Annotated in this window: 19 protein-coding genes and 2 pseudogenes; 10 read left to right on the top strand and 11 right to left on the bottom strand. The window is 63.7% G+C overall.

Annotation, left to right across the window (positions count from 1 at the left end; translation table 11 throughout):
* The first annotated feature begins 245 nt into the window (after positions 1–245).
* Positions 246–1,613 (top strand): NRAMP family divalent metal transporter, encoded by a 1,368-nt coding sequence (locus HAP41_RS15420; RefSeq protein WP_224580836.1) that lies wholly within the window; start codon positions 246–248, stop codon positions 1,611–1,613.
* Between the two features lie 119 nt (positions 1,614–1,732).
* Here HAP41_RS15420 and HAP41_RS15415 read toward each other — a convergent pair whose 3' ends face one another.
* From HAP41_RS15415 to rocF, 4 genes are all read right to left on the bottom strand, one after another.
* Positions 1,733–2,017, bottom strand: coding sequence for a hypothetical protein (locus tag HAP41_RS15415; protein WP_028153026.1), 285 nt, complete (start codon positions 2,015–2,017; stop codon positions 1,733–1,735).
* Positions 2,018–2,130: 113 nt separating this feature from the next.
* Positions 2,131–2,673 (bottom strand): c-type cytochrome, encoded by a 543-nt coding sequence (locus HAP41_RS15410; protein ID WP_166100212.1) that lies wholly within the window; start codon positions 2,671–2,673, stop codon positions 2,131–2,133.
* Positions 2,660–3,931 carry a sulfite dehydrogenase gene (gene soxC / locus HAP41_RS15405; RefSeq protein ID WP_166100221.1) on the bottom strand — a complete coding sequence of 424 codons (1,272 nt, stop codon included), beginning with the start codon at positions 3,929–3,931 and terminating at the stop codon, positions 2,660–2,662. The genes HAP41_RS15410 and soxC overlap by 14 nt, the downstream gene beginning before the upstream one ends.
* Positions 3,932–4,089: 158 nt before the next feature.
* Positions 4,090–5,067, bottom strand: coding sequence for an arginase (gene rocF, locus HAP41_RS15400; RefSeq protein ID WP_166100226.1), 978 nt, complete (start codon positions 5,065–5,067; stop codon positions 4,090–4,092).
* Between the two features lie 305 nt (positions 5,068–5,372).
* Here rocF and HAP41_RS15395 point away from each other — a divergent pair, with 305 nt between their 5' ends.
* Positions 5,373–5,594 (top strand): hypothetical protein, encoded by a 222-nt coding sequence (locus HAP41_RS15395; protein WP_414643390.1) that lies wholly within the window; start codon positions 5,373–5,375, stop codon positions 5,592–5,594.
* 19 nt (positions 5,595–5,613) lie between these two features.
* On the opposite strand, the gene HAP41_RS15390 is transcribed toward HAP41_RS15395, so the two are convergent.
* A complete protein-coding gene (locus HAP41_RS15390) occupies positions 5,614–8,361 on the bottom strand; it encodes an EAL domain-containing protein (protein WP_166100230.1) in 2,748 nt (915 codons plus the stop codon).
* 61 nt (positions 8,362–8,422) lie between these two features.
* On the bottom strand, positions 8,423–9,670 hold the full coding sequence (locus tag HAP41_RS15385; RefSeq protein ID WP_166100233.1) for a FecR family protein: 1,248 nt from the start codon (positions 9,668–9,670) through the stop codon (positions 8,423–8,425).
* Positions 9,671–9,801: 131 nt separating this feature from the next.
* Between HAP41_RS15385 and HAP41_RS15380 the strand changes: the two are divergent.
* The 3 genes and pseudogenes from HAP41_RS15380 to HAP41_RS15370 all read left to right on the top strand — a co-directional run bounded on the left by HAP41_RS15380 (position 9,802) and on the right by HAP41_RS15370 (position 12,830).
* Positions 9,802–11,597, top strand: a pseudogene (locus HAP41_RS15380) (ShlB/FhaC/HecB family hemolysin secretion/activation protein).
* A gap of 148 nt (positions 11,598–11,745) precedes the next feature.
* On the top strand, positions 11,746–12,576 hold the full coding sequence (locus HAP41_RS15375; RefSeq protein ID WP_166100240.1) for an alpha/beta fold hydrolase: 831 nt from the start codon (positions 11,746–11,748) through the stop codon (positions 12,574–12,576).
* Between the two features lie 77 nt (positions 12,577–12,653).
* A complete protein-coding gene (locus HAP41_RS15370; RefSeq protein WP_166100243.1) occupies positions 12,654–12,830 on the top strand; it encodes a hypothetical protein in 177 nt (58 codons plus the stop codon).
* Positions 12,831–12,880: 50 nt separating this feature from the next.
* On the opposite strand, the gene HAP41_RS15365 is transcribed toward HAP41_RS15370, so the two are convergent.
* Positions 12,881–13,222: a phasin gene (locus HAP41_RS15365; protein ID WP_014493705.1), complete on the bottom strand. Its 342-nt coding sequence runs from the start codon at positions 13,220–13,222 to the stop codon at positions 12,881–12,883.
* 146 nt (positions 13,223–13,368) lie between these two features.
* Positions 13,369–13,554, bottom strand: a complete 186-nt coding sequence (locus HAP41_RS15360) for a hypothetical protein (protein ID WP_063982041.1) — start codon at positions 13,552–13,554, stop codon at positions 13,369–13,371.
* Between the two features lie 680 nt (positions 13,555–14,234).
* On the opposite strand from HAP41_RS15360, the gene HAP41_RS15355 reads away from it, so the two are divergent.
* Complete coding sequence (locus HAP41_RS15355; RefSeq protein ID WP_166100246.1) at positions 14,235–14,591, top strand: hypothetical protein; 357 nt, start codon at positions 14,235–14,237, stop codon at positions 14,589–14,591.
* Positions 14,592–14,641: 50 nt separating this feature from the next.
* On the opposite strand, the gene HAP41_RS15350 is transcribed toward HAP41_RS15355, so the two are convergent.
* Positions 14,642–15,214 (bottom strand): hypothetical protein, encoded by a 573-nt coding sequence (locus HAP41_RS15350; protein WP_166100249.1) that lies wholly within the window; start codon positions 15,212–15,214, stop codon positions 14,642–14,644.
* A gap of 39 nt (positions 15,215–15,253) precedes the next feature.
* On the bottom strand, positions 15,254–15,784 hold the full coding sequence (locus HAP41_RS15345) for a GcrA family cell cycle regulator (protein WP_166100256.1): 531 nt from the start codon (positions 15,782–15,784) through the stop codon (positions 15,254–15,256).
* A gap of 167 nt (positions 15,785–15,951) precedes the next feature.
* Between HAP41_RS15345 and HAP41_RS15340 the strand changes: the two genes are divergently transcribed.
* Both HAP41_RS15340 and HAP41_RS15335 read left to right on the top strand, forming a co-directional pair.
* Entirely contained in the window at positions 15,952–16,560 is a 609-nt protein-coding gene (locus HAP41_RS15340; protein WP_028152904.1) for a S24 family peptidase, read from the top strand.
* 99 nt (positions 16,561–16,659) lie between these two features.
* A pseudogene (locus HAP41_RS15335) lies at positions 16,660–16,936 on the top strand (hypothetical protein).
* Between the two features lie 39 nt (positions 16,937–16,975).
* Here the strand turns inward: HAP41_RS15335 and HAP41_RS15330 are convergent.
* Positions 16,976–17,950 (bottom strand): quinone oxidoreductase family protein, encoded by a 975-nt coding sequence (locus HAP41_RS15330; protein ID WP_166100260.1) that lies wholly within the window; start codon positions 17,948–17,950, stop codon positions 16,976–16,978.
* A gap of 227 nt (positions 17,951–18,177) precedes the next feature.
* Here HAP41_RS15330 and HAP41_RS15325 point away from each other — a divergent pair, with 227 nt between their 5' ends.
* Positions 18,178–18,375, top strand: coding sequence for a hypothetical protein (locus tag HAP41_RS15325; RefSeq protein ID WP_028152902.1), 198 nt, complete (start codon positions 18,178–18,180; stop codon positions 18,373–18,375).
* A gap of 146 nt (positions 18,376–18,521) precedes the next feature.
* Entirely contained in the window at positions 18,522–19,469 is a 948-nt protein-coding gene (locus tag HAP41_RS15320) for an AAA family ATPase (protein WP_063982035.1), read from the top strand.
* Positions 19,470–19,472: the final 3 nt, after the last annotated feature.

Genomic DNA, 19,472 nt, shown 5'->3' with positions numbered 1-19,472 from the left:
GCCTGATCGCCGACGGCTTCTGTGTGCAGGGATCGGCCGATCGTCGGCGACAAGCTCTCGCGCGAGGTGCCGGCGACCGTTTTGAACGGGAGGCAAAGGAAGAGCCCGCAACCGGTGACGGTGCGGGCTCGACGATCTCTGTGATGGTATCACGCTACAAGTGTTTTGCCCGACGTGTCAAAGGATGACGGGGCGTTGGCATCAGCAGACGACGCGGCGCCGGCAGAGGCAGGAACTTTGCGGCCATGACGCGCTTGAAGCACACTTCGCAATTCCGGAAGCCGGAAGGTCAGCCCCTGTCAAACCGATCGACGCCGCACGCCGCCAAGCACGCCAGCGCCGAAGGATCGGCGAAGTCCGGGCCGAGGCTGCTGCAACGGCTGGGGCCCGGGCTCATCACCGGCGCAGCCGACGACGATCCGTCGGGCATCGCCACCTATTCGCAGGCGGGTGCGCAATTCGGCTACGGGCTGCTCTGGACGGTGTTTCTGACGCTGCCGTTCATGATCGCGATTCAGCTCGTCAGCGCTCGGATCGGCCGGGTCACCGGCAAAGGGCTCGCCGCCAACGTCCTGCAACTCGCGCCGCGCTGGATCGTGCTGGGGCTCGTCTCGCTGCTCGTCATCGCCAACACCTTCAACATCGCCGCCGACATCGCAGCGATGGCGGAGGCGCTCTCGCTGGTCATCGGCGGGCTCAATCACGAGCACGCCCTGATATTCGCGGCGGGTTCGACCCTGCTCCAGGTGTTCGTGCCCTATCGCCGCTATTCACCGGTGCTGAAATTCCTGACGTTGACGCTGTTCGCCTATGTCGCCACCGCCTTCACCGTGAAGATCCCGTGGGGCACCGCGTTGCTCGCCGCGGTATGGCCGAAGGCGACGATCAGCGCCGACTATTTCCTGATGGTCGTCGCCGTGCTCGGCACCACCATCAGCCCCTATCTCTTCTTCTGGCAGGCCTCGCAAGAGGTCGAGGAGATGAACCAGGGCAAGCGCGACAAGCCGCTGCGCGACCTTCCAACCGGGGGCGCCCCCGAGATCGCGCGCATCAAGGCCGACACCATCGTCGGCATGCTGCTCTCCAACAGCATCGCCTTCTTCATCATCCTGACCACGGCGACCGTGCTGAACGGCAATGGCATCACCAGGATCAACTCGGCGACGGAAGCGGCCGAAGCGCTGCGTCCGCTCGCCGGCGACTTCACCTTCGCGCTGTTCGCGCTCGGCATCATCGGCACCGGCCTTCTGGCGATCCCGGTGCTGGCGGGCTCGGCGGCTTACGCCGTTGCGGAGACTTTCGGCTGGCACGCCACCCTGGAGGCGAAGCCGGAGAAAGCGGTCGGCTTCTACACCATCATCGCGGCCGCAACCATCATCGGCTTCGGCCTCGGCTTCACCGGCATCGACTCGATACACATGCTGGTATGGAGCGCGGTGCTCAACGGCATCGTTGCCGTGCCGGTCATGGCCATGATGATGCTGATCGTCTCGAGCCGTGCGATCATGGGCCGCTTCAAGGCCCGCTCACGGCTGGTCGCGCTGGGCTGGCTCGGCACCGCGATCATGGCGCTGGCCGTCCTCGCTCTGCTCGGCTCGTCCGCGATCGGCTGACCGAACCGGCGACAGCGACGCCGAGAACTGCGACGCCAAGATCTGCGACGCCAAAATCTGCGACGCGACAACGATGATGATGAAGGCCGCGACTACGGCCGGCACGCTGATGAACCGTATTACGGCGTCACGGGATTGACGGTCGGAGATGTCTTCGGCCCCGGCCGCTCCGGCTCGACCGGCGACTTCGGTGCGGTGGGAAGCACCTTGGCGCCGGCGGCATGTGCGGCCTCGCCCGTCGTCGCATACATCGCAACATGCGCCGGCTGAGTCTTGGCGCGGTTCCACGGCCCGTGATCGACGATCACCATCGCAGCAATCGTCAAGCCGGCCACGATCAGCGCGATCACGCCGGGATGGCGAAGCGCCGAGGACATGGAGTTTGCGAAGCGATGTGTTGTCATCGAAGGACCCGTGCTGTTTCCTCTCGCGGGTTAACTCAAACGCATCCTGCGAGTTCCGCGCTTCGCTTAAGCAAGTTCCGAGCCACTGCGCGGAACTGATCGTCCCGATACGATCACTTTTTCACGTCAGGGCGCGCGTCGCCGACGAAGCTGTCGCGGTTCGGCATCTTGACTGCCGAAAGCGATTTGGCATCGAGTGTCGCATCGGCTCCCACCAGCCCGTTCAGGTTCAGGATATAGGCGGACACCGCATAGACATCCTCGTCACTCAGCGACTGCGGCGCGTTCTGCGGCATGGCGCGGCGGATATAATCGAACAGCGTCGGCGCATAAGGCCAATAGCTGCCGACGGTGCGGATCGGCCTGGGCGTCCCGATCGTGCCCTGCCCACCGACGAGCCGGTCACCCAGGCCACCCTCGCCTTTATCGCCATGGCAGGAAGCACATTGCTGGGCGAACACCTCGCGCCCATGGCTGACCGAACCGCCTCCCTTCGGCAGATTGCTGCCGTCACGTCCGACATCGATATTCCAGCCCGCGATCTCTGCAGCCGTCGCAGGGCGACCGATGCCATAAGGGCTTTGCGCCTGCGCTTCGCTCGCGAAGGCACCCAGCGCGATTGCGACGGCAACGCCGCAGGTCTCACGCCAGCGCATTGGTCACCTCGCCGTCGGCCGCGATGCGCCAGGGCCAGATCGCGTTGTTGTGGTAGAAATAGTTCTCCCCGCGCACCGCGAGCAGTTCGGCCAGCGTCGGCTGCACATAGCCGGTCTCGTCGACGGCACGGCTCTGGATCACGGCTGGCTTGCCGTCCCATTGCCAAGGCAGGCGGAAGCGCGTGAGGGCGCGCGTCAACACCGGCTCCTGCAATCGCGCGTCCTGCCAGCTCTTGCCGTCATCGACCGAAACCTCGACACGCTTGATCTTGCCATGACCGCTCCAGGCGATGCCGGTGATCTCGTGGAAGCCGGGCGCGCTCAGGCGATGACCGCCCGAGGGGCGCGTAATGATGGACTTCGCTTCCATGTAGAAGGAAAATTCGCGCGCCGTGCCGTCGGGCAAGAGATCGGTGTATTTCGAGGTCTCTTCGCGCGAATAAGTGGGCTCCGCGGTCACGTGCAGGCGGCGCAGCCACTTCACGCTCATATTGCCTTCGAAGCCCGGCAGGAACAGCCGCAAGGGATAGCCCTGCTGCGGACGCAACCGCTCGCCGTTCTGGCTGTAGACCAGAAGGGCGTCCTCGAGGCATTTCTCGATCGGAATGCTGCGCGTCAGCGCGACGGCGTCAGCGCCTTCGGCGACGACCCATTTGGCGTCCGGTTTCAATCCGGCCTCCTCGAGCACCAGCTTCAGGCTCACGCCGGTCCATTCGGCGCAACTCACCAGACCCACGAGGTCCGATGCCGTCTTGCCATAGGGCTTGGCGTAACCGGGATTGCCGGAGCATTCGAGGAAGTGGATGCGCGACTCCGACGGGAAGCGCCTGAGATCGTCCATCGTGAAGATCAGGGGCCGTTCGACGAGGCCGTGCAGCATCAACCGATGCTGCGCCGGATCGATGGTCGGAACACCGCCATGATGCCGCTCGTAGAACAATCCATTCGGCGTGATGATGCCGTCGAGCTCCTGCAGTGGCGTCCGGCTGGAGGCCGATATGTACTGCTTGAGCGTCTTCGAGATGTTCTTGACGACGCCCTTCTCGAACGGTGACGGCGCGCCATAGGGCTGGGCTCCCATCGGCTCGCCCGGCGCCTTCATCCATTCGGGAATGTTGGGCGGAAGGTTGTCCGTCTCCGCCGCGGCCGACGTACCAGCGCCCAGAACGGCGCCGCCCGCCACCGCGGTGCCGACCTGCAGGAAGCGACGGCGTGATGTTCTCGCGGATTTTCCGGCGGCGTCGATCGTGCTGCTCATTGCGGATTCTCCCGAAGCGCGACCCGCATCAAACCCTCCGCGAAGGGCGTTTGCAATCCGCACATATTTCAAAAACAGGCGATTTCGACCAGGACTGGTCTAGATCAGCCAGCCGCAACAGCCATTCCGTTCTTCGCGATGCAAAACAGCTCTCGGCGTCACTCGCCCGGTGCGATCGCGTTACTCGGCGTCGGGCGGTCGGTGATCTGTTGTCCGAACAGGCTGCCGATCAGCTCGACCGCAGTGCGCGCGGTGCGACCGCGCTCGTCCAGGAACGGGTTGAGCTCGACGATGTCGACCGATCCGACCACGCCGGAATCATGAAGCAGCTCCATGATCAGATGCGCCTCGCGATAGGTCGCTCCGCCCGGCACCGTGGTGCCGACTCCCGGCGCCACACACGGATCAAGGAAATCGACATCGAAGCTGACATGGAGCACGCCATCGCACGCCTTGACGCGCTCGATGACGCGCCGGATCAGCACAGCGACGCCGAACTCGTCAATCTGGCGCATGTCGACAACCCTGATCCGGCGTGTGCGCATCAATTCCCTTTCGAGCTTATCGATCGAACGCGCGCCGAACAGGTCCAGCCTGTCGGGATCAATCGAGGCGCGCGGATCATCGCCGAGCAATCCGTCGAGGCCGGGCTCGCCACACAAGAACGCCGCCGACATGCCGTGCATGTTGGCGGTGATCGTCGTCTCGGGCGTGTTGTAATCGGCATGGGCGTCGAGCCAGAGCACGAACAGCTCGCGTCCGCGCTCCTGCCAGTGGCGCGCCATGGCATTCACCGAGCCCATCGACAATGTGTGATCGCCGCCGAGGAAGATCGGCAACGCCCCGGTCTGTGCGATCTCATGGCCTCTGCGGCTCAGCAGACGCGTCCAGCGCTGGATTTCGCGATAGTGATTGGCTTTTTCGGGCGGCCTGTCAGCGAGGTCCCTGACCTCCGCCACGGAGAGATCGCCGTAATCGACGACTTCGAAATCAAGGCTTTCGAGCAATGGCGCAAGACCGGCGGTGCGCAGCGCTGCGGGGCCCATCAAGGTGCCACGCTGCGAAGCTCCCATGTCGATGGGCGCGCCGAGCAAGGCGATGCGCCGGGCTCGATCCGGCATGGTCTGATCGGTCACGGCAGTCTCCTGAGATCAGCAAGCCTCCGCCAGCCTAACAGAGATTCGCATCCGTCGTTTCCCGGGATTACGGGACGAAAGGGCTCGCGCGCCCGGAACAAATTCCCGGACGCCGCATTTTGTTTACAGGGCCGGCATCCGCCGTTCAAAACGGCGCCTGTCGCGGATAGCCAAAGGTCTCTCGACCCGCTGTTCAAAACGAGCGCACGCGCGGATAGCCAAAGGTGCCGGCCTCCATCTCTTCGCCAATTCCGGAGGTCGCGATCTTGAGCACGGACATACCGCAGCCCAATCCCCCGCCCGGCATGGCCGAGCGTGCCATCGACGCAGCAACCGACGTGTCCCGCACCATTGGCGAGGTGGCAGGCGGCCTGCACGCCGCGGTCGATCGCCTCACGGCCGCAATCGACGAAGCACGAAAACCCGGCCGGCCGCTCGCGACCGTCGCGGCAATCACGCGCGAAGCGCCCTTGGCCAGTCTGTTCGTCGCCTTCCTCTTTGGCGTGGCAGTTGCACGCCGGCGGTAGCGATCGGAGTTGAAGCGGTTCAGGCCGCGCTGACGGCTTCGAGTTCAGCCGGCAGGAATTGCCTCTCGAACGCCCCGGCAGGCATCGGGCGGCCGAAGAAATATCCCTGCCCTTCCTCGCATCCCATGCTGACCAGGAAGTCGGCCGTGGCACGGTTCTCGATGCCTTCCGCCACGACAGTGAGCCCGAGCTGCTTGCTGAGACCGATGGTCGAGCCGACGATCGCGGCGTCGTCGGAATCGGCGAGCAGGTCAAGCACGAACGACCGGTCGATCTTGAGCCCGTCGAGCGGAAACTTCTTCAGATAGCTCAGGCTCGCATAGCCCGTGCCGAAATCGTCGAACAGAACGCGGACGCCGAGCTGCTGGATCCGCTCGAACATGTCGAGCACGCGGCTTTCGTCATGCAGCAGGATATCCTCGGTGACTTCGAGCTCGAGCAGCGACGGCGTGAGCCCCGTCTCCGCGAGCAGCGCCGCAACGGAATGCGCGAGGTCGCCGGACTCGAGCTGCGACGGCGAGAGGTTGATCGCGACGCGCACGCTGTTTCCGGACAATTCCCAGGCTCGCGCCTGCCGGCAGGCGGTCTCCATCACCCAGTTCGCGATCCGCTCGGACAGGGGCGAGGTGTTGACCACCGGCATGAATTCCCCGGGCGAGACATAGCCGCGCGCGGGATGCCGCCAACGGATGAGCGCTTCGGCCCCGAGCAAGCTGCCGTCGACCAGCCGAACCTGTGGCTGGTAGAATAGTTCGAACTCGCCGCGATCCGCGGCAAGCGCCAGCTCGCTCTCCAGCGTCAGCCGGTTCTCCAGCTCCTGCCTGATCGCACTCTCGAAGATCACGTGGCTGCCGCGCCGCGTCATCTTTGCCTTGCTCAGCGCCAGATGACCATTGCCGAGAAGATCGTCGGCGTTGTGCCCGCCTTCCGGATAGACGGCGACGCCGATGCTGATCCTGACGCGATGTTGGCGCGCGCCCGTTGCGAGCGGCACTTCGAACGCGCGCGCGATCCGCTCGGCAAACTCCACAATCGGCTCGCCAGCCTCCGTACAATCAAGCGCGATGGCGAACTCGTCGCCGCTGAGCCGGGCTACGACCGCCTTGCTATCGACTTTGGTCCGGAGGCGCTCCGCGACGGCCCGCAGCACGAGGTCGCCGGCCGAATGTCCAAGCATGTCGTTGATCTGCTGGAAGCCGTCGAGCCCTAGCACGAGCAGCGCGACGTCGGACGATCGCCGCTCCGCCGCGGCGATCAGATTGGCGAGGCTCGCATGCAGCATGTTGCGGTTGGCAAGGCCGGTCAACGCGTCATGTTCGGCGAGATACCTGACGCGTTCGGCTTCGCGCTTGCGGACCGAGATGTCGCGCAGGATCGCTCCGTACTGGAAGCCGTCCGTGCCCTGCCAGCCCGAAAAGCTCGCTTCGACCGGGAACGTCTCGCCGTTCTTCCGCCGCCCCTGGAACTCGACGACGACGACGGCACCGCCGGGCACCAACAGCGCCTGGCGCGCAGCATCGCGCATGGCAAATGCCTTTGCGCCACCGCCGGCGGGCTCCGCACAGAGCGTTTCGAACGGACGCCCGATCATTTCGGTCGGCATGTAACCGAAGATCGCGCTGGCGCCCGGATTCCACACCGTGATCCGGTGATCCTCGTCGGTGCAGATCAGACCGTCGCCGAGCGACATCGCGATACGATGAAAGCGGCTCTCGGCAATGCGTCCCAGGAGACTACGGAAATCGATCTCGTCGAGTGCAATCGCCGTCAGATAGGCAATGATCGCAATGTGAAACAGCGACGTGTCGATGATGAGCGGCCAGCTTGCCTGCACGAGCGCAGCGGCAAGTTCCACGCCCGCTCCTGCGGCGACGAGGATGGTGACACGGACGCCCGGTGCGGAACGGCGCCACGAATACATCATCGCCAGGCAGATCAAGCCCAAGCCAATGATCATGCCGGCATCGGACGTCCAGCGCAGCATCCGGTTCTGGAGGATCGATTCTGCCGCCAGGGCCTGGAGGACGGGTCCAGAGACGATCTTGCCGTTGGGAACGCTGAACCGGTCGCCCAGTTCGAGCGCGGTAGCACCGACGATGATCTTCTTGTCTCTCAGCTTGTCCAAGGTCGCGGCATCGCCGCGCAGCACGTCAAAATAGGAGACACTTGGGATGGAGGCCGCACGAATGCCGAAATCGATCAGGAAGAGTGGCCGCCGATTGGCGTCCTGTCCGGCCAGCACGACGGCCATCGACGGCATCACGGCATCGCCGAGCTTCTCTCCGACCGGATAGCGGCGCACGAGCCCGTCGGATTCGATCGCAACATTGACGACGGCCGGCCACGACTGGTTGCTGAACGGCTTCAGTGGACGATTGATGTGAACCGCGCCACCATTCGGCGTCGGTTGCTTGAAGGAGGGCAGGATCGTCGAACCGCCAACCTCCCGAAGCGCGGTGACGAGGGCTTCGTCAGAGGCCGGATCCGATGGTGTGCTGAAATCGACGTCGAAGGCGACGTCCTGTGCCCCCGCCGCCTCGAGCCTGCGCAACAGCTCCGCGTGGAGCCGGCGCGGCCAGGGCCATATCCCGATCTGGTCGATCGAGGGGGCGTCGATGGCCACCACGACGACATTGCCGCTGGCCGTACGCGATTGCCAGGCGAAGCGCAGATCGGTGAGCGCGTTGCGAAGCGCGCCGTGCCACCCCGTGGACAGCACGACCGCAAGCGCGATCATGACGAGAATATGCGGCCGATGGCGTTTCACTTTGCTCCCCTGCACCGGCGGTCCCTGCCGCCAGGCGCTCCCCTATGCCGACGACACGGTCCTAGCGATGGCCTTTGCCCCAATACCAACCGTAGTGGTGGCCATGATTGCCGTTACCGTTGCTGCCGTTATTCCCGTTTCCGCTGTTCCCGTTGCCGTTGTTGCCATTATTGCCGGTGCCACCGCTTCCGTTGCTGGTCGCGCCAGTCCCGTTGCTTCCGCTCCCAGAGCTTCCGCCGGACACATCGCTGGTCGAACCAGCGGTGGTCGCAACGGTCGTCGTCGTATTTGACGACGTCGACGTGGCACTGGCCGTGGGTGCACTACTGCTCACCGTAACCGCCGTGACGTTGGAGCCGTTGGCGGCCGTGGTCGTCGCGCTCGCCTTCGTATCGCTCCACACCGTCTCGGTCCCGGTGCTGGCGTTCGCGTTGCGCACGTGGCCCGTTGTCACGGCGCCGTGGGCGAGCCCGTTCGTGACCTTGTGGACGTTCAGCTTGACCTCGCCGAGCGAACTGGAGATGCGCACGACGCCGCCTTTGGGCGCCTGACCGCCGGCCGCTTGATGCGATTGCGCCGGCGCGCCGGCCGCCTTGGTCCCGTTGTCGATCGGACCGAGCGCATGGATCGCATGGCCGTTCGCCGCATTGCGCGGTGCCGACAGGCCCGATTTCGGCACCGGGACACGCTCGATCGTCGAGGCGCGCGGCTTGCCGTGCTCGATCGGATTGAAGGTCCCGGCACCACTCAGGCTGAGGCCGGGCTTGCCGTGCTCAAAGGAGGTGGCGGCCTGTCCCGGCATGACCTGTGCGATCTGTCCGGACTTGAAGTCGGAGACTTCAACCTGGCCGCGGAGCACGCCGACCTTGGTGCTGCCAGCATTCACGGTGACGCTGAATTGCGTTCCCTTGACCACGGCGGCGAGATACGGCGTCTCGACCTCGAAATGCTTGACGTTGCGCTTCTCGACCTCGAGCAGGATCGAACCCGCCTGCTGGATGATAGTGGTCGAGAGCCCTTCCTTCTTCTCGGCCGGCAAACCGACCACCGAGTTCGGGGAGATCAAAATCGATTCCTCGCCGCGGACGAGCAGCACGCGTCCGTTGCGTCCGGTGCGAATGGTATCACCGGCCCTCAGCGTCCCTTCTTGGGTCAATGACACAGGCTGCGCGCCGTTGGCGGCAAGCCAGACCTCACCCGAGGACTTGCTGACTGACCAGACGCCATCGTCCGCGGCAGATGCGAACGAGGCCGTACCCAGGATCAGCGCGGCCACGAAGGCGCACCGCATTCCAACTCTGCCCAGCATCACGATCCTCAGTCCCGCATTACAGCCAGTCCTCAGGCGTATCCGAAATCACTCAAGAGAGAATTAGCGGGAACCGGCAAGTCCAACGGCTGCATTAACCAATCATTGACCATAAAAAACTAAGAAAAATCATACAGCTAACGAACTCTTACCGGCTCCTGGGCACCGCTCCGTTAAACTACGGTGAGCAGCTCGCTGCGCGCATTGAGAAGCGGCATCTCCTCGTTGCACTGGTGCTGGCGGCACCGATTTTCACGGGAATTTCGCAGGCGTTCGCTCAACAGGCGAACCAGCCCGGCTTCGATCCGCGGCAGCCCGAGAAATACTTTGAAAACCAAACCGAGCAGGAATCGCTGAGCCGTCCTCCGGTCACGCTGCCGGCGGTCGGCCGGCCCAACACAGGCGGGGATACGAAACCGCAATTCGTGTTGCGCGGGATCGATGTCAGCGGCGCCCAAGCCATTCCCCGCGATCGCATCGCCGCAGCCTATCAGCCCTATCTCGGCAAGAAGGTCTCGCAAGCCGACCTCGCCGCGATCGCCGGCGCGATCAGCGATCTCTACCGCGCAGACGGCTTTCATCTGAGCCGGGCGATCGTGCCGCCGCAGGACATCGCCGACGGCCGCGTCCGGATCCAGGTGATTGAAGGCGCCATCGTGCAGGCCGAGCTGAAAGGCGACGGCGCCGAGCAGTTTGGCGTGAGGCCGATGCTGGGCCGGTTCTCGCCGAGCAGCCGTCGCGCCTGGCAACGCTCGAGCGTCAGCTCTTCCTCATCAACAGCGGGCCGGGCATCCGGACCACCGACACCGCGCTCGAGGAGATCGGCGGTGCCACCGGCCGCTTTCGCCTCATCGTCCATTTGAAGACCTGGCACGTCTTCTCGTCGTTCGGCGTGGATAATTTGGGCTCATCGTCGGTCGGCCCGTGGCAGACCTACGCGACCGGCGCTTTCAACTCCTACCTCACGCCCGGCGATACGCTGGCGGTCAACCTGTCGACAATTGCCAACGACCCGCGTGAGCTTGGCTTTGCGCGATTATCCTATGACGCGCCCGTCGGCGTCGACGGCGTGCGCCTCGGCGCTTCCGTCCTGTACAGCGCGGTCCGGCCGGGTGACGCCCGCCGCCTCGACAGCGACATCACCACGACAGAGGCGTTCGAGCTGCGGGCAAGCACCGTGCCCTTCATGTCGCAATCATCGGCGTTGACGCTGACCTTGGCCGGCACCTTCAGCAACGTGTCCGAGCACGATCTTTACGGCCCCTGGTACAACGACCACATCAGGACCGCGAGCCTGACCGCCGATTACCGGCTCCAGGATCGCTTCGGCGGCACCAATTTCGCGACGCTGACCTACCGCCAGGGTCTCGACATCTTCGGTGCCTCGCATTTCGACGACGATCTGCTGTCGCGCGACGGCGCCGCGTCGAACTTCTCGGTGCTGAACCTCTGGTTCACGCGCTACCAGACCCTCAACGACGCCTGGTCGCTCAAGCTGTCCGCGGCCAGCCAGACGGCATCGCGGCCGCTGTTCATTTCGCAGCAATTCTATCTCGGCGGCGCGGCTTTCGGCCGGGGCTATGGCGCGGCCGAGATCAGCGGCGACAACGGTCTTGCCGGCTCGCTCGAGCTGCGCTTCGACCAGAAGCTCAATTTCCGCTACTGGACCGGCTATCAGCTCTACGCCTTTGGCGACGCCGGCGCAGTCTGGAACGACAGTTACCGCTTGAGCGACGGCCTGTCGCTGACATCGGCCGGAGCCGGCGTGCGGTTCTTTCTGCCGGATGATCTTCAAGCCGATCTCGGCGTAGCCGTCCCCTTGAGCTACCGGGCGCCAGACAACGAGCGCCGCAGCCCACGCTTCCTGTTCACCCTCTCGAGCGCATTCCGGCTCTGCCCCGAACGCGGTAGGGGCGGCTGCCTCTAGCTGCCGCGCTTTGAGCACACCCGGCATGCGGCCCTTTTGCGGCCTTGCTCACAGACTTGCCTAAATTTAATCCCGTAACCTGCTCACGATCGCTCGATCCGGGGGCTTGCAATGACCATTTTCAGTCGAAAGTGATTGGGGCGGAACCATGAAGAGGGTGTTTGCAATCCTGGCCTTTCTCTGCGTGCTCGGCGTCGGCCAGTATTTCGTGGTCAGCCGGTTCGCGATCCGACATGAGATTTTGACCCTGTTCGATGCCTCGCGCCAACGGCCGATCTCGGTCGAGATCGCGGTGCGGCGCGACTACGAGACCAAGGCCAATCTCGGGCTCTGGAAGCTCCCGCTCGCCATCATCAGCAACGGCAACACCGTCAAGGCGACCGAGTATTCCTTCCTCGCCAACGTGCTCGCGGCGCGCGGTTATCTCGTTGCCAGCATCCAGCAGGACCTGCCGAGCGATCCGCCGTTGATGACCCATGTCGGTCAGCAATATGTCGGGCGGCGCGAGGTCTATATCCGCTGCGAGGCCAACATCCTTTTCGCCCTGGCCGAACTGAAGCGACGGCTGGAAAACACCGACTACGACCACATCACCCTCGTCGGCCATTCCAACGGTGGCGACGTCTCGATGTATGTCGCCCATCAGCACCCGGAGATCGTGTCGAAGGTGATCACGCTCGACAATCTGCGGGTGCCCTTCGTGCTCAGCGACAACCTGAAGATCCTGTCGTTCCGCTCCAAGGATCCGCATTTCCAGACCGACCCGGGCGTGCTGCCGACGCCTGAAGAGGCCAAAGCGCGCGGCATCGACATCGTCCATACCGGTGCTCAGCACACCGAGATGAGCGATCGCGGTCCCGATGCGGTCAAGGAGAAGATCCAGGCGACACTCGACCGCTTCTTGCGTGACAGTGCCAGCAGCTCGCTCGCGCCGGCTGACACCAGAAGCCCGATGATCATGAACCCCGGCGACTACTAGCCGGGCCCCTTTGCGGCAGATCAAGGCAGCTCTAGACTGGCGACGATAGGAAGGGCCTCACCATCCCGGAGAGGCACGTGTCGCACTCCATCGAAAGCCTCGATACGAAACGTCTCGAGACGGCAAGCCTTGGCCTGCCGGCTGCGAGGACACCGGCATTCGCGCGGTATCTCTATCGTGCGACCCGCAAGCTGCTGCGGTCGATCATCGCCCGCATCGATCTCTCGCAATTTCCGGGATCGTGCTGCGGCTGAGCGCGGCGTCACGCAGGATCAATTTGCGGGCACGCGGCGCACACCGGAACTCAGGACTTTCCCTTGCCGGGCTGCATGAAACTCCCGGTCATCTGGCGCATGTGGTCGCCGGCGCTGGTGAACTGGCTGCGCAGGAAGTCGGACTGGATTCGCATCGCTTCCTGAAGGTCGGTGGCATGCACGAGCTTGCGCGCGTGCTCGAACGCCGACTTCATGTTCTGCTCAGTGAACGCGAGCGCCTGCTTGGACACTTCGGTACCCGCTCCGGGAACCGACGTCATCGACTTGGTGGCAGCTTCGAAAAACATGCCGAACGCCTGTTCCGCCTGGTCGATCGTCTTTTCGGCCAGGTCGCGCAGTTCGGCCGGGACTTCGAGCTTCGGTTCGATCATGGTCATACTCCTCCCCGTTTTTCCCAACTGAATACCACACTTGCCGGACCGCATTCCAGCGGCAGACTGGGGGACAAACGTCGCCCGGCGGTCCGCTCCGGCAGAAAAACGAGGGACGAGGCGTAAGGCCGGCGCGCGGCCGGGGGTCAGGACAGGGGGTGCTCGGGAAGGGTTTCTTCGGTGCCGAGGTCTTCGACCAGCTTGATGACCTCGAAACGCTGTCGAGGCCCGAGCTTCAGGAACGCGCGAAGCAGGCGCAGACTTTCAACGGTGCTGCTTGCAGGCGCGCCGAGCTTAAGGTGCAGTTCAGCCGCGAAATTGAGGTTTTTCATCTCGCACCTATGACAAGCATCGGCCCTCGTGATCAGACGCCGAGGTCTCGCTCGAGAACCGAACACCATGACCGGACGCCATGGTGACCCTGAGATCTCGGCCGGGGCCCCCGGTGGGTTAACACGCTGAACCATATACTGGCTCAACCGAACAGGTTGCAATTATGTCAAGAAACAACCCTTCCGGCAAGCCCAACCGTCGCCGTAGCGATGCTTCGTCCGCATCGCAGCACGGCAATTCCGGATAACAGGAATATGGACCGTCGTCACCCACCTGCGTCAAGAAGCGGCATCACTCACGCACACGGCCTCGGTCGCTGTCAATCGGTGCGGCGTTTCGCCGTGTTTCCGGTGTGAACGAGGCCAGATTAAAGTTTCCTCGGCGTATACACGTAATTGTTGAGTCCGACCTCGGCGGTTGTATCGTCGGCGAAATGAACGTCGAGCCGCGCAGCCGGCCTGCAGCGTCTTGATCCGTTTGCCAGTGAAGCCCCCCTTGAGCTGCTCGGCTTGGACGCGGTTCCCCGCACCAGGGTTCATCGGTTCGAAGATATCTCCGCCAATGAACCGTCGCTCAAGGTTGAACGACCAAGCGGTTGCGATGCGGCCACGCGGACCACGGGCGCCATGGCTGACGGACTTCTCGATTCGGGCGCGCCTCAGCACCAAAGGACGACAGCATGCTTTCCCGCTGCGATCTCATCAAGGGCGGCGCCGTCGCGCTTCTCACTTTCTCGATACCAGGCGCATGGGCGCAGGAGACCAGGATGAATCTGTTCAAGATCGTCACCATCAAGGACGAAATCGTCGTCGGATTGTCGGCGGAGGAGCTCCAGGCGCTCGGCGGCAATGATGCGAGCGCGGTTGCGCACGCGCTGGCGCAGAAGGGCGATCTCACGGTCTGGCAGTACAACGTGCATCGCGGCCCGAACGGTGAATTGCAACAGGCGCCGACCGCGAAGATCGGGCTCTTGGCCAACGCGTCTCTCCGTGTCGAGCCCTACACGACGCCTTACCAGATCGTGCCGCATCCGTAACAAGCGGCCCGGGCGCGCCTGCGGCGAGACCCGCAGGCGCACCACTACTCTCAACGCTGCTTGGCGCGCCGAGCCCGGCCTTCCGTCGCAAAGCCGTAGATCAGCGCCAGTCGGTCCAGGCATTCGCGAAAGCGCCGCGCGAAATAGTCGTTCCAGCGCTGGGTACGAACAGCGCGCCGCTCCCCGATCTGATCCATGGTCAGCCCCAGCACCAGGACGTCGTGCACCAGCGCGGCGCCGTCGGTACCGAGTTCGCGCTCGACCCGGTTGAGGCGCAGCACAGCCTGGCGCTGGTCCTCGGTGACGGGCTCGCGCGAGCGCGTGCCATCGACATATTCGCGCGTCGGGTCCACCGCCTGGGGCCCGCGCTCCGCCCTCTCCCAGTCGTTCTGGAAGGCGTGCCCGCCGCGATACTGCGCCTCGTCGATCTGATGATGCGCGTGCAACCGGCCGAGCGGATCGCCGCGGATCGAGCGGACGGCGACGATCTTCTCGCCGGCATCGAGCGCCAGCGGATTGTCGACCTCGACCTCCGCCACCTCTGCATTGAACGGCACCTCGCGCGAGCGCCGATCGTAGATTCCAGTCAATCTGTAGGACTTGTTGCGTCGTGCACCTGCCACTCGGATACTCCTCGCAAAATTGGATGGATAGTGGTCCCGTCAGGCGGCTGAGATCAGCCTCAAGACGACGGGACCGGCGGCGCGAGCGGACGCGGCGTCAGACCTTCGCGTCAGGCGAGCATGCGGCGTGCAATAGCTGAAGCCCGGCTGGCGCGGATGGCCGCAGAAGGCGATCCCCTCCCCGTCCTTGTCGCCACCATAGGGATAGCGGCAGTCGTCGCGCCCGAGTTCGCCTAGCGCGACCAAGCGGGGCTGGACGCCGACACAGCGCAACTTGACACGCGCGGGCTTCATTGCGGATTTCGGTGGCAAGTTCAGGTTCGGCACCGCCGCACGGGGCGGCCCGATGAGACAGGCTCCTGACGGCAAGGACGGCACGATCGATGGACTCGTCATCCGCGCCGGTGCCGCGAGTCCAAGCCGCTTGGCGCGGCCGGCCACCGCGTTGCGTGCGTAAGCCGTTCCAAACCTTCCGTTTATCTGTCTTCCGATCTCCGCATAAGACATTCCCTTGAGAAAATAGTCGCGAAGCGCGTCGGAGTGCTCCGACGGCCAATGACCCGGTTCCATGCTGCTGTCCTGTGATGCGCCTCCTCCGATCGTTCGATCGCGAGGCGGCGCCTACATTCCGTTATTCCGAAGCAACTGTCAAGGCGACAATTCTGATATTCATAATTGCATCAATTCCGAATTTCGGATTACAAGAGGCGGGACGATGGGCAATCGAGGGAATCACCATGTTGGACGTTGCAATGATCGAGCGGGGCCTGGAGAAGACGGGCAAAAGCAAGGGCGGCCTGGCGGCGGCCATGGGCGTGCGGCCCGGCGCGGTGTCGGAGATCCTGGGCGGCGAGCGCCTGGTGAAGGCGTCCGAAATCATTCCGATCATGGAATATCTCGAGCTCAATCTCGCGCCGATCATGGGCCGCGTCGGGGCCGGCGCGGTGATCGAGCCCGATTATGAACAGGTTCCCCCGGAAGGCCTCGGCGATATCGCGCTGCCGTTCCCGATCATGGAAGAGACCGTCGCCTTCGAGATTGTTGGCGATTCGATGCTGCCCAAATACGAGAGCGGCGACGTGATCGTCGTCTACAAGGACCAGCGCCATCCGCTGTCGAGCTTCTACGGTGAAGAGGCCGTGGTCCGGCTCAAGACCGGTGAACGCTATTTGAAGACCATCGAACGCGGGAAAACTCCCTCCGTCGTCAATCTCAACAGCTTCAACGCCAAGCCGATCGTCGGCGTCAAGCTCGAGTGGGTCGGCGAGATCTGCCTGTCCATGCCCAAGGGTCAACTCGAGCGGCTGCGCGCCAAGTCGGCACGCCCTCGCAAGAAGAGCAAATAAAGGTCGATTTCCGATTTTTGGAAATCATCCTTGACTTAATTCTGTTTTTCGGAAACACTCTGTCGCGCTCCCGGCTACGGGGCGCGGCAGGATCGTTTCATGCAGTATTTCGTCGTGATGATCGACTATGGGCGGCGCGGACGCGAGGCGCGTCGTCGATCCCGAAATCACAAGGCGCGAGGTCATCTCCCGCGTCGCTTCGGGTGAATATCGAAACATCTCGTTCATCCACGAAATCGCGGAGAATGCGGTCGAGGACGTGACCGAGGCCATCCTGACCGAGGCCGCCCTCCCCCAGGTTCCGCCTGAAGAAGTCGACCTCCAGGCGATCCGTCTCGATCACGCCCACGACCTGCGCAAGCACGAGAAGACGTGACGCAGGCCCAAACGGCCTGCGTCACTGCCCGGCTGGCGATCACACCGTGAGGACGGTCGAGCCCGTGGTCTTGCGCGCGGCGAGATCGGCATGCGCCTTGGCGGCGTCCTTCAACGGATAGGTCTGGTGCACCTCGATCTTGACCGCGCCGGACTTCACGACGTCGAACAGCTCGTTCGCCATCGCGACCAGGGCCTCGCGCTTGGCAGCGTAGGTGAACAGCGTCGGACGGGTGACGTAGAGCGAGCCCTTCTGCGCGAGCAGACCAAGGTTGAGCGGCTCGACAGCGCCGGAGGACGCACCGAACAGCGCGGCAACACCGAGCGGCGCAAGACAATCCAGCGACTTCAGGAACGTATCCTTGCCGACGGAATCATAGACCACCGGCACCTTCTTGCCGCCCGTGATCTCGTCCACGCGCTTCACGAAATCCTCGCGCGAATAGATGATCACATGATCGCAGCCATGTGCCTTGGCGAGCTTTGCCTTCTCGTCGCTGCTGACGGTGCCGATCACTGTCGCGCCGAGATGTTTTGCCCACTGGCTCAGGATCAGACCGACGCCGCCGGCCGCGGCATGGAGCAGGATGGTGTCGCCGGCCTTCACGCGATAGGTCTGCCGGATCAGGTATTGGGTGGTGAGCCCCTTCAGCATCATGGCCGCCGCGGTCTTGTCATCGACACCATCAGGCAGCTTCAACAACCGGTCGGCCGGGATCAGCCGCGCCTCGGAATAGGCACCGAGCGGCGAGGCACCATAGGCAACGCGATCGCCCGGCTGCAGATCGGTGACACCCGAGCCGACTTCCTCGACGATTCCGGCCGCCTCGCTGCCAAGACCGCTCGGCAATTGTGCCGGATACACGCCGGAGCGATTGTAGATGTCGACGAAATTGAGACCGACGGCAGTGTGGCGGATGCGCGCCTCGCCAGGCCCGGGCTTGCCGACACTGACCTCCTCCCAGACCAGGACTTCAGGACCGCCGGTCTTGTGAAAGCGAATGGCATGCGTCATGGGCGTTGCTCCCTTATTGTTGCAGTGAAGGTCCGCGGAAAACGGATCGGCCTGTGAAATAGGAATTCGGTCGGCCCGTTACAGTACAGAGACGTAACAAGAATGTCACAGCGAACGACAAACGCCTGCCGTTCCGCCTCTGTTCGAAAGAGTTGATGACGGCACCGGCGCGTTCCGGCAGTAGCCTTTTCGCGGGGTTTGGTGGTCGCCTGCGAAGGAGAGCCGAGATGCCAGCTTATGTACAGCATCATCAGGACATCGAGATCGCGCCTGTAATTTGTCCCGCCTGCATGGGGTTCCTGCCGATGTACGTCCGCGAGGTCGAACCGCATTGGGGCCTTGCCAGGATCGACTTCGTCTATGAATGCGCGGACTGCGGCGCGGAAGTCCGGCAGACCATCCGCAAGCCGGAGCTGCGGCACTGACCGAAAGATCAGCCATCGCTTAAGTATTTGCGCTGAACGGAAAAAGCGACCTTCAGCGCGGGTCAGGCCGTCCCAAACGAGGCTTGTTCTTTGCCGGGAACGCAGGCAGAACAAGCCTCAAGCAAGACCTTTGGGAGCGCCCTTTCGTGGCTGAACAGAAGGCCTCGACCTCGATCGAGGCAGTGGAGAGCGGCCTCGCCGCGCAGGGCTATATCGCGAGCCGGCAGATCGCGACCGCCGTCTATTTGTCGCAGCAGATCGAGAAACCGATCCTGGTCGAAGGCCCCGCGGGCGTCGGCAAGACCGAGCTTGCCAAGGCCATTGCCGCCTGGCGCGGCATGAAGATGATCCGCCTGCAGTGTTACGAGGGCCTCGACGAGGCCAAGGCGCTCTACGAGTGGAAATACGCAAAACAGCTTCTCTACACCCAGATCCTCAAGGACAAGCTCGGCGAAGTCCTCGGCGGCGCGCAGACGCTGCATGCCGCGCTCGAGCAGCTCCACGATTTTGGCGACGTGTTCTTCTCCAAGGAGTTCGTCGAGCCGCGGCCACTGCTCCAGGCGCTGGAGCAGCCGGGCGGCTGCGTGCTGCTGATCGACGAGATCGACAAGTCCGACGCTGAATTCGAATCGCTGCTGCTGGAAATCCTCTCCGATTTCCAGGTCACGATCCCGGAGCTCGGCACGGTCGCGGCGATCACGCCGCCGACGGTGATCCTCACCTCGAACAGCGAGCGTGACCTCGGCGACGCCCTGAAGCGGCGCTGCCTGCATCTGCATATCGGCTTCCCCGAGCAGCGGCTCGAAGAACGCATCGTCGAGAGCCGCGTCTCCGGCATCTCGCAGGCGCTGCGCCGGCAGATGGTCGGTTTCATCCACGAGATCCGCTCGCTCGACCTGAAGAAGCTGCCCTCGGTCAGTGAGACCATCGACTGGGCGCGCGTCCTGGTTCTACTTCAAGCCACGGAGCTCGATACGGACATCGTCAAGGACACGCTCAATGTGCTCCTGAAGTACGAGGCCGACATCGAGGCAGCAACGCCGCAAGTTACGACCTTCATTGCCAAGGCGGCACGGTCCAACGTCTTCGGTTGACGC

The organism is Bradyrhizobium barranii subsp. apii (assembly GCF_011516635.5).
Classification (GTDB): domain Bacteria; phylum Pseudomonadota; class Alphaproteobacteria; order Rhizobiales; family Xanthobacteraceae; genus Bradyrhizobium; species Bradyrhizobium barranii.
The sequence above is the reverse complement of the archived record's forward strand: the minus strand, read 5'-3'. Positions and strand labels throughout refer to the sequence as shown.